15 protein-coding genes are annotated in these 15,811 nt (G+C 54.0%); 11 read left to right on the forward strand and 4 right to left on the reverse strand.

Translation table 11 applies throughout. From position 1 onward, the window contains the following. Positions 1-76 precede the first annotated feature (76 nt). From recJ to dtd, 4 genes are all read left to right on the forward strand, one after another. Positions 77-2,446, forward strand: a complete 2,370-nt coding sequence (gene recJ, locus ACTID9_RS09745) for a single-stranded-DNA-specific exonuclease RecJ (protein ID WP_441071027.1) — start codon at positions 77-79, stop codon at positions 2,444-2,446. A 15-nt stretch (positions 2,447-2,461) separates the two neighbouring features. Further along, on the forward strand, positions 2,462-2,974 hold the full coding sequence (locus ACTID9_RS09750) for an adenine phosphoribosyltransferase (protein WP_441071028.1): 513 nt from the start codon (positions 2,462-2,464) through the stop codon (positions 2,972-2,974). Between the two features lie 172 nt (positions 2,975-3,146). Beyond that, positions 3,147-5,315 (forward strand): RelA/SpoT family protein, encoded by a 2,169-nt coding sequence (locus ACTID9_RS09755; protein ID WP_441071030.1) that lies wholly within the window; start codon positions 3,147-3,149, stop codon positions 5,313-5,315. A gap of 119 nt (positions 5,316-5,434) precedes the next feature. Then, positions 5,435-5,872, forward strand: a complete 438-nt coding sequence (gene dtd, locus ACTID9_RS09760) for a D-aminoacyl-tRNA deacylase (RefSeq protein ID WP_441071031.1) — start codon at positions 5,435-5,437, stop codon at positions 5,870-5,872. A gap of 97 nt (positions 5,873-5,969) precedes the next feature. Here dtd and ACTID9_RS09765 read toward each other — a convergent pair whose 3' ends face one another. Continuing rightward, the gene (locus tag ACTID9_RS09765; protein ID WP_441071033.1) at positions 5,970-6,782 is read right to left on the reverse strand and encodes a MerR family transcriptional regulator; all 813 of its coding nucleotides are present in this window, start codon (positions 6,780-6,782) and stop codon (positions 5,970-5,972) included. Between the two features lie 201 nt (positions 6,783-6,983). On the opposite strand from ACTID9_RS09765, the gene ACTID9_RS09770 reads away from it, so the two are divergent. Both ACTID9_RS09770 and ACTID9_RS09775 read left to right on the forward strand, forming a co-directional pair. Next, on the forward strand, positions 6,984-7,487 hold the full coding sequence (locus ACTID9_RS09770) for a sigma-70 family RNA polymerase sigma factor (RefSeq protein WP_441071034.1): 504 nt from the start codon (positions 6,984-6,986) through the stop codon (positions 7,485-7,487). Next, positions 7,484-8,656, forward strand: coding sequence for an anti sigma factor C-terminal domain-containing protein (locus tag ACTID9_RS09775; protein ID WP_441071036.1), 1,173 nt, complete (start codon positions 7,484-7,486; stop codon positions 8,654-8,656). The genes ACTID9_RS09770 and ACTID9_RS09775 overlap by 4 nt, the downstream gene beginning before the upstream one ends. Positions 8,657-8,721: 65 nt before the next feature. Here ACTID9_RS09775 and ACTID9_RS09780 read toward each other — a convergent pair whose 3' ends face one another. From ACTID9_RS09780 to ACTID9_RS09790, 3 genes are all read right to left on the reverse strand, one after another. After that, the gene (locus ACTID9_RS09780) at positions 8,722-9,528 is read right to left on the reverse strand and encodes a GGDEF domain-containing protein (protein ID WP_441071038.1); all 807 of its coding nucleotides are present in this window, start codon (positions 9,526-9,528) and stop codon (positions 8,722-8,724) included. Then, the gene (locus ACTID9_RS09785) at positions 9,525-9,806 is read right to left on the reverse strand and encodes a hypothetical protein (RefSeq protein ID WP_441071040.1); all 282 of its coding nucleotides are present in this window, start codon (positions 9,804-9,806) and stop codon (positions 9,525-9,527) included. The genes ACTID9_RS09780 and ACTID9_RS09785 overlap by 4 nt, the downstream gene beginning before the upstream one ends. A 259-nt stretch (positions 9,807-10,065) precedes the next feature. Beyond that, positions 10,066-11,664: an SH3 domain-containing protein gene (locus tag ACTID9_RS09790; RefSeq protein ID WP_441071041.1), complete on the reverse strand. Its 1,599-nt coding sequence runs from the start codon at positions 11,662-11,664 to the stop codon at positions 10,066-10,068. A gap of 147 nt (positions 11,665-11,811) precedes the next feature. Here ACTID9_RS09790 and ACTID9_RS09795 point away from each other — a divergent pair, with 147 nt between their 5' ends. The 5 genes from ACTID9_RS09795 (at position 11,812) to ACTID9_RS09815 (ending at position 15,464) form a co-directional block, all read left to right on the forward strand. Next, positions 11,812-11,982, forward strand: a complete 171-nt coding sequence (locus tag ACTID9_RS09795; protein ID WP_441071043.1) for a hypothetical protein — start codon at positions 11,812-11,814, stop codon at positions 11,980-11,982. Positions 11,983-12,076: 94 nt separating this feature from the next. Next, the gene (locus tag ACTID9_RS09800) at positions 12,077-13,579 is read left to right on the forward strand and encodes a coproporphyrinogen III oxidase (protein WP_441071045.1); all 1,503 of its coding nucleotides are present in this window, start codon (positions 12,077-12,079) and stop codon (positions 13,577-13,579) included. A 186-nt stretch (positions 13,580-13,765) separates the two neighbouring features. Then, the gene (locus tag ACTID9_RS09805; protein WP_441071046.1) at positions 13,766-14,449 is read left to right on the forward strand and encodes a FadR/GntR family transcriptional regulator; all 684 of its coding nucleotides are present in this window, start codon (positions 13,766-13,768) and stop codon (positions 14,447-14,449) included. A gap of 109 nt (positions 14,450-14,558) precedes the next feature. Continuing rightward, the gene (locus ACTID9_RS09810) at positions 14,559-14,990 is read left to right on the forward strand and encodes a disulfide oxidoreductase (protein WP_441071047.1); all 432 of its coding nucleotides are present in this window, start codon (positions 14,559-14,561) and stop codon (positions 14,988-14,990) included. 3 nt (positions 14,991-14,993) lie between these two features. Then, the gene (locus tag ACTID9_RS09815) at positions 14,994-15,464 is read left to right on the forward strand and encodes a thioredoxin family protein (RefSeq protein WP_441071049.1); all 471 of its coding nucleotides are present in this window, start codon (positions 14,994-14,996) and stop codon (positions 15,462-15,464) included. The last annotated feature ends 347 nt before the right edge of the window (positions 15,465-15,811 follow it).

The raw sequence follows: 15,811 nt of genomic DNA on the forward strand, positions 1-15,811 counted from the left end.
GTACAGTCGATCGTCGGCAAAGGCTTGGCTCCCGCCCCGTTTTCGCATATAATTAACTGGGATTGGAGGGGGGCCTATGCTAAAAGCGAGGACGCGCTGGCAAGTGGCCAGCTATGATGAAGCGATCACGAGCGAGCTTGCGCAAGCCTGTGGAATCTCTCCGCTGCTGGCGAGATTGCTGGCGATTCGCGGACTCGATACGCCGGAGCGGGCAAAAGCCTTTTTGCATGTTAGCGAAGAACAGTTTCATTCCCCTTATTTGCTCGATGGCATGGAGAAAGCCGTGCTCCGCATTCGGCAGGCAATCGAAAGAGGGGAAGCCATCTGCATTTATGGCGACTATGATGCCGACGGGGTAAGCTCTACCAGCTTGATGGTGCATCTCATGCGCGAGCTGGGGGCGAACTTTGATTACTATATACCGAATCGCTTTAAAGAAGGCTACGGCCTAAACAATGAAGCGCTGACCCATTTGGCGCAGTCCGGTGTGAAGCTCGTCATCACAGTCGATACGGGCATAAGCGCTGTGGAGCAGGTCGAGCACGGACAGCAGCTTGGGATGGACATCATTGTAACGGACCACCATGAACCGCCTGCTGTCATTCCCGATGCGTATGCCGTAATCAATCCCAAAAAGCCAGGCTGCACCTATCCGTTCGACATGCTCGCAGGAGTGGGCGTCGCGTTTAAGCTGGCGCATGCTTTGCTGGAAAAACCGCCGATGCATCTCATTGATCTGGCGGCCATTGGCACGATTGCCGACCTGGTCCCGCTGGTGGATGAGAACCGGATTTTTGCCGCATTGGGCTTGCGCCGTTTACATGCGACGCGCAACATCGGGCTGAAGTCGCTGATTCGTGTGTGCGGCTTGGAGGAAACGGAGCTGTCGGCAGGTCATGTCGGCTTCGCGATCGGGCCCCGGATTAACGCGTCCGGACGATTGGAAACCGCAGAGGCAGCTGTAAAACTGTTGACGGCGACCGATCCGGCTGAAGCCGACCGGTACGCGCAGGAACTCGACCAACTGAACCAGGAGCGTCAGGAGCTGGTCGCCCAAATGGCGGAAGAAGCGATCGCCATGGTGGAGCGCGAGTTTCCGCCCGAGACCAATCCGGTGCTCGTCGTGGCGCAAGAAGGCTGGAACGTAGGCGTAGTCGGCATCGTTGCCTCGCGGTTGGTGGAAACGTTCTACCGCCCGACCATCGTGCTTGGCATCGACCGCGAAAAAGGCATTGCCAAAGGCTCGGCCCGCAGCATCGTCGGGTTTGATATGTATGAAGCGCTGACGGCCTGCAAAGATTTGCTGCCGCATTACGGCGGCCATGTCATGGCGGCGGGGATGACCCTGCCGATCGAAAACGTCGATTTGCTGCGCGAGCGTCTCAAACAGGTGGCGAACGAGTGCTTGAAGCCCGAGGATTACGTCCCGATCACCAAAGTCGATCTGGCGACGACCATCGACGAGATCGGTCTGGATTTGGCAGAGCAATTGGAGGCGCTTGCACCGTTTGGCATGGGCAACACAACGCCGATTTTGCTCATCGACGAGGTAGCGGCGACAGACATCCGCAAAATCGGGCGCGATGAAAACCATTTGAAGTGCACTTTGGCGAACGGGGGCAAAAACCTGGACGCGATCGGATTCAAGCTGGCGCATTTGGGCGACCAGGTGACGCCGAAGGCAAAACTTGCCGTGGTCGGCGAGCTGTCGGTCAACGAGTGGAACGGCAGGCGCAAGCCGCAAGTCATCATCCGCGACGCATCGATTCCGCATCTGCAAGTGTTCGACTGGCGCGGCAGCCGGGAGAAACGGGCGAAATGGCGCCAGCTTGCGCGCGAGAAGCAGGCGCTGACCGTTGTTTTTCATGAAGAGAGCATCCCCGGCCTTGATGAACTGATGCGCAAGGATGCGGAAGGGGAAGCGGGGCGGGCGAGCTATCTGCATTGGCGCGGCGAGGGGCACGAGCGTGTGCCGCAGGAGTGCCGCTGGCTCATCCTCTACGACATGCCGAGAAGACGCGCAGCGCTGTCCAGCCTGCTTGCCGCAAGCCCGCAGCTTGAACGGATCTACTGCATGTTTGGCGACCCGGAGCACGGTCTCGACCAAATCCAGTTTCCGCGGCAAGAGCAATTCAAACAACTGTACCAATTCATGAGACAATATCCCGCCATCAAAAAGATCCATCTTGATGCGTTGGCGAAACGGCAGCAGCTCAAGCCTGACATCCTGAAACGAATGCTGGCTGTGTTTTTGGAGCTGTCCTTCATCACCGAGACGGAAACCGACTACGTGCTGAACCCGCAGCCGGCAAAGTCAGCGCTGGATCGTTCCACTTATTTTCAATCATGGCAAGAGGAAGCCGAAATGGCGACAGAATTGTTGCTTTCCTCGCACGAATCACTGACTCACTATCTTACGACATGGATGGCGACGACGCCGTCTTAGGAGGACATGAAATCGATGAATTTTAAAGATTATATTCGCGTTATTCCCGATTTTCCGCAGCCAGGCATCCGTTTCAAAGACATCACCACGCTGTTGAAGGATGGCCCTGCGTACAAAGCGGCGATTATGGAGCTGAAAAGCTTTGCGGACACGCTGCAAGCCGATGTCATCGCGGGCCCGGAAGCGCGCGGCTTCGTGGTCGGCGCGCCGCTTGCAGTAGAAATGGGCATCGGGTTTGTGCCGGTGCGTAAATCGGGCAAGCTGCCGTATGAATCGATCAAGGCTGACTACAGCCTCGAATACGGCAAGGACGCGTTGGCGATGCACGTGGACGCGATCACACCAGGCACGCGCGTGCTGATCGCAGACGACTTGCTCGCGACCGGCGGAACCATCGCGACGACGATCAAGCTGATTGAGCAGCTGGGCGGCATCGTGGTCGGCGCCACATTCTTGATTGAACTGTCCTACCTGGATGGACGCAATCACCTGGGCGACATTCCAGTAAAATCCTTGGTGCAATATTAATCTTTCGCTTACAAAAGACGGGCAAATGCCCGTTTTTTCGTTTTCATCGAACTACACCTTTACAAGCAACCCGACTTACCAGATAATAATATGAAACACCTACATTCTTTTCTTTCGGCTTGTCCGGAGGATTCACCATACATGAACAGGTTGCGTACAAGGGAAGGGACCTATGATAAGCGGCGTAGAAGAAGTGATTAAGAAGGCGAGTGCCTATTTAACCGAAGCTGACGTGGAAATGATTAAGCGCGCTTATGAGATGGCGAACAAGGCTCATGAAGGCCAAATTCGCAAATCTGGCGTTCCTTACATCATGCATCCGATTGCAGTTGCCGGGATTTTGGCCAATCTGCAGCTGGATGCAGTTACAGTGGCGGCAGGCTTCCTGCACGATGTAGTGGAAGATACGGACATTACGCTGGATATGCTCAGGGCTGAGTTCGGCAACGAAGTCGCTTTGCTTGTAGACGGCGTGACCAAGTTGGAAAAGATCAAGTACAAGTCCAAAGAAGAACAGCTTGCGGAAAACCATCGGAAAATGCTTGTGGCCATGGCCCAGGACATTCGCGTGATTTTGATCAAGCTGGCTGACCGTCTGCACAACATGCGCACATTGAAGCACATGTCGGAAATCAAGCAGCGGGAAATCTCCGACGAGACGCTGGAGATTTATGTTCCGTTGGCCCATCGTTTGGGGATTGCCTCGGTCAAATGGGAGCTGGAAGACACGGCGCTGCGCTATCTCAATCCGCAGCAGTATTACCGCATCGTCAATCTGATGCAAAAGAAACGCGCGGAGCGAGAGGACTATTTGAAAGAAGCGTCCGCCAACATTCAGGAAAAGCTGAAAGAACTGCATATCGAGGCCGAGATTTCAGGCCGGCCGAAGCATATATACAGCATTTACAAGAAGATGACGACCCAGAACAAGCAGTTTTATGAGATTTATGACCTGCTTGCGCTGCGTGTGATCGTGCAGGATATTCGCGACTGTTATGCCGTCCTCGGGATCGTCCATACGCTGTGGAAGCCGATGCCAGGGCGTTTCAAAGATTACATCGCGATGCCGAAGGCCAACATGTACCAGTCGCTGCATACGACCGTAATCGGCCCAAAAGGGGAGCCGCTTGAGGTGCAGATTCGCACATGGGACATGCACAGGACGGCCGAGATGGGGATTGCCGCGCACTGGGCATACAAGGAAGGCAAAAGCGTCGTCAAGGACTCGTTCGAGGAGAAAATCGGCAATCTGCGGGAAATCATCCAGGGGCGCCAGGAGGAATCGCCGAGCGCGCAGGAATTCATGGAATCGCTCAAGCAAGATTTGTTCTCCGACATGGTGTTCGTCTTTACGCCAAAAGGAGACGTCGTCGAGCTGCCGAAAGGTTCCGTTCCGCTTGACTTTGCCTACCGGATTCACTCTGCGGTCGGAAACCGGACGATCGGGGCCAAAGTCAACGGCAAGATCGTGCCGCTTGATTACACGCTTGCAACGGGTGATATCGTAGAGATTCTCACCTCGAAGCATTCGTACGGGCCGAGCCAGGACTGGTTGAAGATCGCCAAATCGGCGCAGGCCAGAGCGAAGATCAAGCAGTGGTTCAAGAAAGAGCGCCGCGAAGAAAACGTTGCCAAAGGGCAGCAGATGGTCGAGATGGAGATCAAGGCGCGCGGGTTCGATGTCAAAGAGGTCATGACGGAAGAAAACCTGAAGGAAGCCTCGGACAAGTTCAACTTCAGCGCGCATGAGGATATGTTCTCCGCAGTCGGCTATGGCGGCTTGACCGCCGCGCAAGTCGTGACGCGCCTGACCGATAAGCTGCGCAAAGAGCGGGAAGAGCAGCAGGCGATTCCAGAGTTCAAGTCGGCTGCTCCGCAAAAGCAGGCGCGCAGCGAATCGGGCGTCAAGGTGAAAGGCGTGGAAAACTTGCTGGTGCGCCTGTCGCGCTGCTGTACGCCGGTGCCGGGGGATGAGATCATCGGGTTTGTCACGCGCGGGCGCGGCGTCTCTGTACACCGTCTGAACTGTCCAAACGTGTTGGCGGAAAATAACGAGGAGCGGTTGATTGCCGTCGAGTGGGATCAGATTTTGACCCACAACTACAGCGTGGATATCGAGATCACCGGCCATGACCGCCACGGTCTGCTCAACGACGTGCTGCAGGTTGTGAGCGAAACCAAGACCAACATCTCCGCCGTTAGCGGCAAGGCAGACAAAAACCGGGTCGCCACCATTCACATGACGATCTCGATCAACAATGTGGAGCATTTGCACAAGGTTGTGGAGCGCATTAAGCGAATCAAAGACATTTACTCGGTGCGCCGGATTTTGAACACATAGACGGAATACACCCAAAGCAGCGGCCCGGTTTACGTGCGGGTCACTGCTTTTCTTTCATGCGCGAAAACGGATGTATTCGGCATCTGAAAAAAGGATGGAAGCAGACAGGAGAGAAGAAGATGCGCGTTGTTGTGCAGCGTTCCAAACAAGCGAGCGTAACAGTCGATCAGGCAATCGTCGGGCAGATTGAGCACGGCCTGGTTTTGTTGGTCGGCATCACGCATACAGATACCGAGAAAGATGTGGAGTATGTGGCCGAAAAGGTGGCCAATCTGCGGATTTTTGAAGACGAGGAAGGGAAAATGAACCGGTCCGTATTGGACACGGGCGGACAAATTCTCTCGATTTCACAGTTTACCTTGTACGGCGACTGCCGCAAAGGCCGTCGTCCCAGCTTTATCGAGGCGGCGCGTCCCGAGCAGGCGGAACCGCTCTACGACTTGTTCAATCGCAAGCTGCGCGAGCGCGGCCTCGTCGTGGAGACGGGCCGCTTCGGGGCAATGATGGACGTGCAGCTGATCAACCATGGACCGACCACGTTGATTGTTGAATCATGAGGCTGCGATTCACACAGCGAAAACGGCCACACCCCCAGACCATGAAAAAACCATCTCTTGGGCCGCACAGCCGGCACTTGCGAGATGGTTTTTTCATTTAACGGACGGGAATATACAAGTCCAGCTGCGATTGCTCGTGCATAGGCCCGAGAAAGCGCTGATCATACCGTTCGAAATCATAGCCTTCGACCGGCTCGAGCTTGTACTCCTTCAGCCATTTGGCATAAATGTTTTGGAAGGTGGCGGCAATTTGCGTGGTTGGGCCCGTGTGCGTAAAGACCGCATATTTTTGCGACGGGATCGTGATCGCCCGCATGCCATCCGGGATGTCCACCGCTTGGGAGACTTCATAGCCGGCCACATAAATCAGCAGCCCATCGGTTTTGCCGTCACAAACGCCGTAGGACACGTCCGGATTCACTTTATGCCGGATTTCGTGCTCGCGCGGAATGAACCGCTGCCACATCGCTGGGATGCTGTCTTCCGTATTTGTACTGCGATATTCCATTCCGACGATCGTTATTTCGGGTAAAACCACTACTTTTGGCTCCAGCATCATCGTTCCCCATTTCTCAATTTGATGGTTCATCATCTCGACTGCTCGCAATATGGTTTGCTTCTGCTCGATTTCCATCCGGATGCGCTCGGCATGCTCCTGCAGGATGCGTGAGATCAGGGCCGGATCATCAAAAGCGTTGCTTTGGACGAGGCCGCTGATCACCTCAAGCCCGAGGCCGAGCTGTCGCAGCATGAGAATATTGCGCAGGATGGCTAGCTGTTCCGGTGCGTAATACCGGTACTGGTTCTCACTGCCGATATGCGTCGGTGAAAACAGGCCAATGGCGTCATAGTGCCGCAGCGTTTTGGTCGAGATTCCAAAGATTCTCGCGATTTGGCCGATGGTTAACATCGCACGCCTCCTTTCTTCGGCTACAACCGTAGCGTACATCATTGCCCTTGGGGGAAGGTCAATGGCGATTCCTTCTATTTTTTACAATACCAGAAAAATCGCATTCGTTGAAAACGTTTTTACTGCCAAAAAAAATCGTGCAGAGCTGTAACTTCTTTGACGGCAGAGCCGTGGAAAGGAGTGAAAGGGAGAGGTGGAGCCGTGAACCTAGATCACATCTATCGCCTGTACATGAAAGAAATCTACTTGTACCTCTACCGATTGACGAGAAATGAAAAGCAGGCGGAAGATTTGACCCAAGATACGTTCATCCGTGCCTACTTGTATCTCGATGACTACCAGGGGGAAAAAGTGAGGCCGTGGCTGTTTAAAGTGGCGTACCACGCCTTTGTCGATTGGCATCGCAAACAGCGGTTGCAAATTCCGATGGACCCTGTCGTCTTGCAAGAAATGGTGGAGCACGCTGATGAACGAGGCAGTCCGGAGAGGCAGCTGCTGGAAAAGGAAGAGTGGCACACGTTTCTGAAACTGCTCGACCTGCTTTCCGAAAAACAAAAACAGGTGCTGCTGCTTCGCTACAAGCATCATTTCAGTTATGCGGAAATCGGCGAAGTGCTCGATTTGACGGCAGCGGATGTCAAAATAACCGTCTATCGCGGCAGGCAGAAGCTGCAGGGGATTTGGAAGGAGCGGATGAACAAATGAAAGACAGCCACAACGATTCGGTCCAAAAGTTGCAAGCCTATTTGCGCGGCGAGCTGGACGAAGACGAGATTCGCAAGCTGCGGGCGGAGATTGCGCAGGATGCGATGCTGGAGGGCAAGCTGGAGAAGCTGATGTTCGACGAACTCCTCGCTGGAGATCCGGATGAGCTGCCGGCGCTCTCCGAGCAAAAGCAGCGGCAAATTTTGCGAAAGAGCAAGTGGCGCAGCCGATTCTCCCACATTTTTTTCACCACGGGGGGAATTACGGCGATCATCGTGACGCTGTTGATCTTGAGCCAGGTTTTCAATTATTTGTGGTTTTGGCCCGCGTCCAAAGATTTTCAGCGGGTGATGGAGGATGTGGTGACCTTTACGAATCCGGGCATGTCCGTTGGCGGCGGGGGGACGAACGGCGGCTTGTTTTTTTCCATGGAGATGAAGTACGATCTGGAGGAGAAAGTGGGCCGCGAGCGCAAGTCGGTGGGCAAAGCGGAGAACGATGTTTTTTTATTCAAGCCTCAATTCAAGTACGCCTGGAATCAGGGGTTTCATCAAAACCGGCTGTTTTTTCACTTTCCGCCAGCAGTACAGCAGTCGAAAGCGGATACGCCGGGAGTCACCAGCGCCGGATGGCGGACGCTGGAAAAACTGCCGGAAGGGACGGTCGCGCAGCTTGCCGTCTCGTTTGACCGGCTGATGACGCACGACGAGTATTTTGCCATTATCCGCAAGTATGATCTGGATACGACCTGGCTGGCCATCGATACCGGTCAGGAGGGGCAGGAGAAAGGGACGCTGGGCAAAGGCGAGGTATGGGGATACGATACCGAGGCGCACTTCCTTTTCGCGGATGGCTCGCTAGAAGTCAATGGTCAGGGGGAGCGCCGGTCACAGCTGTTGATTCGGGAACTCGAGTATTTGGACAGCCAAAAAGCGCTGGCCACCTCCATGCTGGAAGACGCGCGCTTCCGCCCGGCTCCCAAGCTTGGGGAGCGCATCGACTACCTGAAGCAGCACGGCGTCAAGCTGTACGGCGCAGTCATCACGGGACCGACGAAAGAGCTGCTTAAACTGAAGCAGGAAACGCGGTTTTCCCACCCGTATGTGGGGCAAGTCGAATGGTGGAACTGGGACCAGGCAGGCACGTACGGGATCGAATACAGTTACTAGACAAAAAAACGGGCACCCCTGGCGCTTGCGTCAAAAGGGGTGCTTTTGCTTTTTTTCGCAGGTCTTCAGTTGTGGTGGGCGAGTGCGGCTTTTTTTTTCATCTGTGACGTTTGGAGACTGGTCCGGTTCAAGATGTCCCGGAAGGTCGGGGAAGGGGAGGTGGAGGTACCGGCGTGCGTGTACATGGCAACCGCTGCGCTATAGGTGACCGGCTCGCATAGGAACGGCTGCGAAAGCCGATCAACCAGCCGCTGCGCATGTTCCTGCGAATGGGTCGTCAGGACAATGAATTCGTCGCCGGCAAAGCGGCACAGCGCGTCGCTTTCGAGCGCACACTGGCGCAACTGCTCGCTGAAATGGGTCAAGACCTGGTCGCCGACCATATGGCCGTACTCTTTGTTGACGAAACCGAAATCGTTCATGTCCACAAACAAAAACCAGAAGGGCTGTCCGGAAGCCAGCAATTGCTCGGTGATGTAGGTGATGTACGGGCTGCGGTAAAGCTTTGTCAGCGGGTCCAGCAACATGCTGATGCTGGCCATCACGGTTTCGCGCGTCACAATTCCTTCCAGCTGGCCTTCCTGCATCACAACCAAACGCTCGATCTCATGCCGCTGCATCGTGTTCATCGCGTCAAAAATGGAAAGCTCAGGCGAGACCGCGATGAGCTTGGTGGTCATCGCGTCTGCTACCAGACGGTTCGGATGGCTTGTCCGGACGTTGCGCGAGGTGATGATGCCGATCACCTGCTCCGCTTCAACGACGACAAGCGAGCCAACCTTGCAGGCATCCATTTTCTCGCCTGCGGCTTTGACGCTTTTATCCGATGTAATCGTATGCACGTCACGTGTCAAAATGTGGGCTAACTTCACTTCAAATCAACCTCTCGATTTACTTTGATAGAAAGCTTCACTTCAGAGCGCAACACCATGTACTCGTTAAAGATGGTTTGCGTTTCTTCCAAGGCGATTTGCATCAAGGTTTCGCGATCGAGCATTTCCAGCAGCGTTTTCTTGACCAGAAGCGCTTCGATCTTGGCATGGTCGAGATGGATCACCTCAAATTGATCGGGAGAGAGTGCTTCTGCCATTCGCCGTACTGCCTCTGGCCCGATGGGCGCTTTTTTGCCGATAATCAACAAATCTTGCATGGGAGGCATCTCAAATTCGGTTATATGTAAGGATAAAGACGCTTTTCGCGAGTACGGATTTCCATTGATCATGTGTATTCCCTCATCATTGAATTAGTCAATCTCTTCATAATTTACAGTTCTAAACAAATTTTTACAAGCATTCTCTAGGTAAAAAGTAGAAAATGACGCAGCTTGTTTTTAGTTAAATTGAACTACAGGACAAAAAGAAACGAGCCCGGGAAGTTCTCCATGGGCTCGTTCGTTTGATTGCAGGAGATTATCGGATCGATGCAAAGTATTTCACAATGCCGTTGTATAGTCCTTGCGCTGCCGCTTCTTGCTGGCTGTCCGAGCGCACGGCAAGCTCTTCTTGCGGGTTGGTGAGGAAGCCGACCTCCGCCAGTATGGATGTCACCGGATTTTCACGCAGGACATAATAGTCGCCAAAGCGGGATTGCAGGTTGGTGTAATTTGTCGCCAGGACAAGCTCATTTTGGACGATGGATGCGAGCTTGCCTGAGGTCGTCTGGTTGTAGTAAAAGACGATCGACCCGTTTGTTTGCGTATTGGGATGTGTGTTGTGGTGAATACTGACAAATAGATTTGCTTTGTTCGTGATGGCTACATCCACCCGCTGCTGAAGCGTCAGGGCACGGTCGTCGGAACGGGTCATGATCACGGTCGCACCGGATTCCTCGAGCTTGTTGCGGAGCTTGAGGGCTACCTGCAGGTTGATCGTTTTTTCCAGCGTGGAGTAGCTTGTCCCGGTCGCGCCGCTGTCCGTTCCGCCATGCCCCGGATCGACGACGATGATTTTCCCTTGCAGTTCGTCGCCTTTGACGACGATTGGTGTCGAGTTGTCAGGATGATCGTCCGTCGTGACCAGCCAGCTTGCGATATAGCCAAGCTGCCCGTTTGCCAGCCTGATCTGGTACCAGTCACCGGAGCTTCCGACTAGTGTCAGCTTGTCGCCTGTTTGCACGCGAGTCAGAATCGCGGTGTTCGTGCCAGGGCCGCTGCGAATATTGGTGTCGGAGCCGAGCACCGTCACCGTCTTCGCGGTGGACGAGGGTGCCGGTGGCGTGCTTGGGACGGTGCGCTCCGGCTTGGTAACGAGCCAGCCAGCCACCCAGCCGCTTTGTCCGTCAGACGTTTGGACCTGGTACCAGTCGCCGTCCGCGCCCAGTACGGTCAGTACCGTTCCCAGCGGCATCGTTGTCAACAAGTCGCTGTCTGTCGTCGGCATGCTGCGCAGGTTGACGGCAGGCGCATTCACCTTGATGGTCCCGAGCGACGCCGGTGGAGTTGGCGCGGTCGGATGGGTGCTTGTCTCCGGTGCTGCCGGCGTCCCTGATGGTGCGGCGACGTCAGGCTGAATCCAGGCTGCCATGCCGTCGTACATGATCTGCGACCAGCTGTTGGCGCTGCCGAGGATTGTGACCTGATCGCCCTCGCTGATCTGTCCGATCGGCGCTTGCGCCGCATTCGGTGAGGCATAAACGTTAACGGTTACGTGCAGGTGGATGACCGTGCCGGCGGCCAGTTCAGGCGCAGGAGGCTTTTGCGCTGCGTTGCCGGTCGGTCCTGCCGGTTTCACGGGTGCTGTGGCAGAAGCAGTTTCTTGAACCAGCCAGCCTGCTACCCAGCCCGTTTGATTGGCAGGCAGCCGTATTTGCAGCCAATCGCCTTGCTGCTTTTCGACGGTGTAGCTCGTGCCGAGCGGCAAGGTGGTGGTGACCGATGAGGTTAAGCTTGGGCCGGTACGCACGTTTAATTTGTCGACGGTTGTTTGGATGGTGCGGGCAGAGGCATAACCGGGAAGCCCGCCGCAAACGAGTGTGCCTGCGATGAAAAAGGCAAGAAGACGTTTTAACACTGTTGAACTCCCTTTCTGATAGACTCGCTGATGTTTGCCAAATTCTTCTTTGGAAAAGTTCTTGCATCATCCTGCATTTTCCTGCAAAAAGGGACAAAATCAGCGGGATTTGATGGTCATTCGAAAATCTGCCCCAGGAGGATTCCCATGCGCCAATCATTGAACGAAACGTTTGTAAACCAGTTGAATCGCCAGCAGTTTTCCGTAGATTTTCATGATCATCTGGAAAAGGAAGCTGCGTTGAACGATGTGGAAATGTCACAGGAGTTGGGCTTGTCCATTCGCGAGGTGCAGAAGCTGCGCCGAAACAAGCGGTGACCTGCCGCTTCTCCCGCATGTTCATTGATTGACCGCGCTTTTCGTGTTCGGTAAGATGGATGGGTACACGAGAAAAGCAGGTGAACACATACGAATGATTCAAATACATTGCATTGGACATGCGTTTGAGCGAGAAGTCGGTTTTATTCTCGCTCTGTTTTTTGAAGATCCAGAGGTGACATATGTAGCGCAGCGGCAGGCTGCAGCGCCGGATGACCTGTACATCGAGCTGTCTTGCGCCCATACGGCCGAAGGCGTGCAGGCGGAAGGAAAGCTGAGCGGACAAGCAGGCGAAAAACAGTTTCGCTATTTCCGCCCGTATACCGTTCGCGAGGAAAAGGCGGAGCGCAAGACAGCCAAACAGGCGATCAGCTACACGCTGCTGACGCTGTTGGAACAGTACACCGGCATCGAGCAAGGCTGGGGAATTTTGACCGGCATTCGTCCGACAAAGCTTTTGCATAAAATGCTGGCGCAAGGGACGCCGCGAGAAAAAGTGCACCGCCATCTGCGCGAGGACTACATGATGCGGCCGTACAAGCTGTCGCTCTTGCAGGAAATTGTCGATCGCCAGCTGCAGGTGGTGCCTGATCTGTACGACATCAGTCGGGAGCTTTCGGTATATATTGGCATTCCATTCTGTCCGACGAAGTGTGCGTACTGTACGTTTCCTGCCTATGCGATAAAAAGTCATACCGCATCCGTCAACCCGTTTTTGGAAGGGCTCCATTACGAAATTCGCGAGATGGGCAAATGGCTGACCAGGCACGATTTGCGCATCACCTCGCTCTACTTTGGCGGGGGAACGCCGACCAGCATAACGGCGGAAGATTTGGACGCATTGTTCGTCACGCTGCATGAATCGTTCCCGCATATGGACAAGGTGCGCGAGCTGACGGTAGAGGCGGGCCGGCCGGATACGATTACGCCCGAAAAGCTGGCTGTAATGAAAAAGTGGAAGACCGACCGGATCAGCATCAATCCGCAGTCGTTCACGCAAGAGACGCTGCAGGCGATCGGACGTCACCATACCGTTGCGGAAACGATCGAAAAATACAAGCTGGCCACGGAATTGGGCTTTGAAAACATCAATATGGATTTGATCATCGGCCTGCCGAACGAGGGGATGGACGAATGGCGGCACAGCCTGGCGGAAACGGCGAAGCTGATGCCGGCATCGCTCACCGTCCACACGCTGTCCTTCAAGCGCGCCTCGGAAATGACCCAAAACAAGGAGCGGTACAAGGTGGCAAGCCGCGACGAAATCCGGGCGATGATGGAGCTGGGCACGGAATGGACACGGGAAAACGGCTATTTGCCCTATTATCTCTATCGGCAAAAAAACATTTTGGGCAATTTGGAGAACGTGGGCTATTCGCTTCCCGGGAAGGAAAGCATCTACAACATCATGATCATGGAAGAGGTGCAGACGATCCTCGGGCTCGGCTGCGGCGCCGTCTCCAAGCTGATGCAGCCAGGCAGCGAGCAGTTTACCCGCTTCCCCAATCCGAAAGATCCGAAAACCTACAACGACACATACCGAGAGCTAGTAGACGAAAAGATCAAGGCGCTGGACGCCCTCTATGAATTTGCATAAAGCATCGTAGCGGACAGGTTGTGAAGGCAAGCGTACGAAAGCGCAGGCCGGCACAGCCTGTTTTTCAACATTGGACGCATGCGCCGATTGACAGGGCGTGGGCGCTCCAGTACGATGTAGGCAAAATGTTTGCGCACAATTCCGGTCCGACCGGTCCGACTGAAAACAAGAAAGGAATTGGCAGCCATGGTGATCGTGAGTGAAACGGTTCAAAAGTATTTGCTGGACTTCATCCGCAAAAAAGAGTTGAAACCAGCGGACAAGCTCCCCTCGGAGCGCGAACTGGTCAACATGCTCGAGGTCAGCCGATCGTCGATTCGCGAGGCGTTGCAAACGCTCTCAGAGCAAGGAATCGTCGAGAAGCGGCCGGGAAAAGGCGTCTATGTGAAAAAAAATCCGTTCCAAAACAGCGGGGAGATTACGCAAACGCTGATGATGCTGGTTGATTTCACCAGCTCGCTCCACCTCCTGGAATTGCGTCAGGGGGTCGAAGGGGAGATCGCCCATCTGGCAGCCAAGCGGATCGAGAAAGCGGATATCCAGATTCTTGAACAATCGATCATCGATCTCGAGGTATGCATCAAAATGGACGCACCGATCATTGTGCCCGATCTCGTCTTTCACAACACGCTTGCCCGTTCCACACAAAACGGGATCATTTTGCAGGTATATAACTCGATCGCCGAATTTTTCAAAAAAGTGCGGATTGAGATGGCCACCGAAGACGATGTGCACCAGGCGCTTTATTACCACAAGGAAATCTTGCAGGCCGTCAAAGCCGGGGACAGCGAACGCAGCAGCAAATGGATGAGGGAGCATATCGAGGACGTCAAGCAGCACTACCAAAAGATGCTGAATCGTCTGCGCTAGGCGAGGCAGAAAAATGGTAAAAAAGTTGTCACTAACTTAATGTTAGCACATATCTTTTTGTGATAAGATGGAAAAGTATCATCCAAAATCAAGATCGTAAGGAGTCACTATGCCAAAACGGGATTCAACCATCGAACAAGCCTTTTTCCTCTCTTTTGTCATCGCGGTGATTGCGACGCTCGGAAGCCTTTATTTCTCCGAGGTGATGAAGTTCCTTCCCTGCGAGCTGTGCTGGTTCCAGCGGATTTTGATGTATCCGCTCACCGTCCTGTTAGGCATCGCCGTCGTGCGCAAAGACTACAAGCAATCCCTCTATGTCACCGTTCTTTCGGTCATCGGCGGGCTGTTCTCCATCTATCACTACCTGATTCAAAAGCTGCCGGCGATGCAGGAACTCGGCAAATCTTGCGGCATCATCCCTTGCAACACCGACTATATCAACTGGTTTGGCTTCATCACCATTCCGTTGTTGGCCTTGATTGCGTTTGCCCTGATCGCGGGACTGAATCTTTACATCTGGAAACAAACGAAGGGAGACTAATCCATGAAAAAACTGGTTATTTTTCTGGTCGCGATCGTCCTGGTTTTCATCGGCGGCATGGTGTACTCGGACTACTCCAACAAGCAAGCGGCCAAAGGAAATCCGTACGGCAAAGAAACGTTGAATCCCGCCACGGTGGCGCAGCTGAACGATCCGCTCTACGACAACCAGATCGTGCCGGATGCGCTGAAAGAGCGACTGGCGAAAAAAGAAGACACCTATGTCTACTTCTACAGCCCGCTTTGCGAGCACTGCGAGCGCACCACGCCGATTTTGGTTCCGGTAGCGAAAGAATTGGGCATCGATATGAAAAAGAACAACGTGCTTGAATTTGAGCAAAGTTGGGACGATTACAAAATCACCGGAACACCGACGCTGATTCACTTCAAGGACGGCAAGGAAGTGGACCGCATCGAAGGCGAATACGCTGCGGACGATTTCAAAAAGTGGTTCGAAATGACGGCGAAGAAATAGCAGTTGGCAAAAACTCCACGCGCGCCTGCTTGACGGCCATGTTTGATTTTGATATGATTCGGAAATAATTAGAGATGATCTGATGACGGGACCAAGTACCTGCATGACGAGTAGCTAGAGAGGAAGTGTCGTGGCTGAAAGCACTTCTCTATGACGATGCAGCGAATGACCTCCACGAGGACTTCCGGTGAACGCATGATACCAGTAACCGGACAGCGTATGATCGGCGTTAACGATTTTGAAGCGGGATCATGACCATGATCCAAGCAGGGTGGCACCACGGGAGCAAATGTGTAGCAACGCGAACATCTCTCGTCCCTGATATGGCGATTTTTTTCGTCGTATCA

Origin of the sequence: Brevibacillus fluminis (assembly GCF_052072235.1) — a bacterium.
GTDB classification, from domain to species: domain Bacteria; phylum Bacillota; class Bacilli; order Brevibacillales; family Brevibacillaceae; genus Brevibacillus_D; species Brevibacillus_D fluminis_A.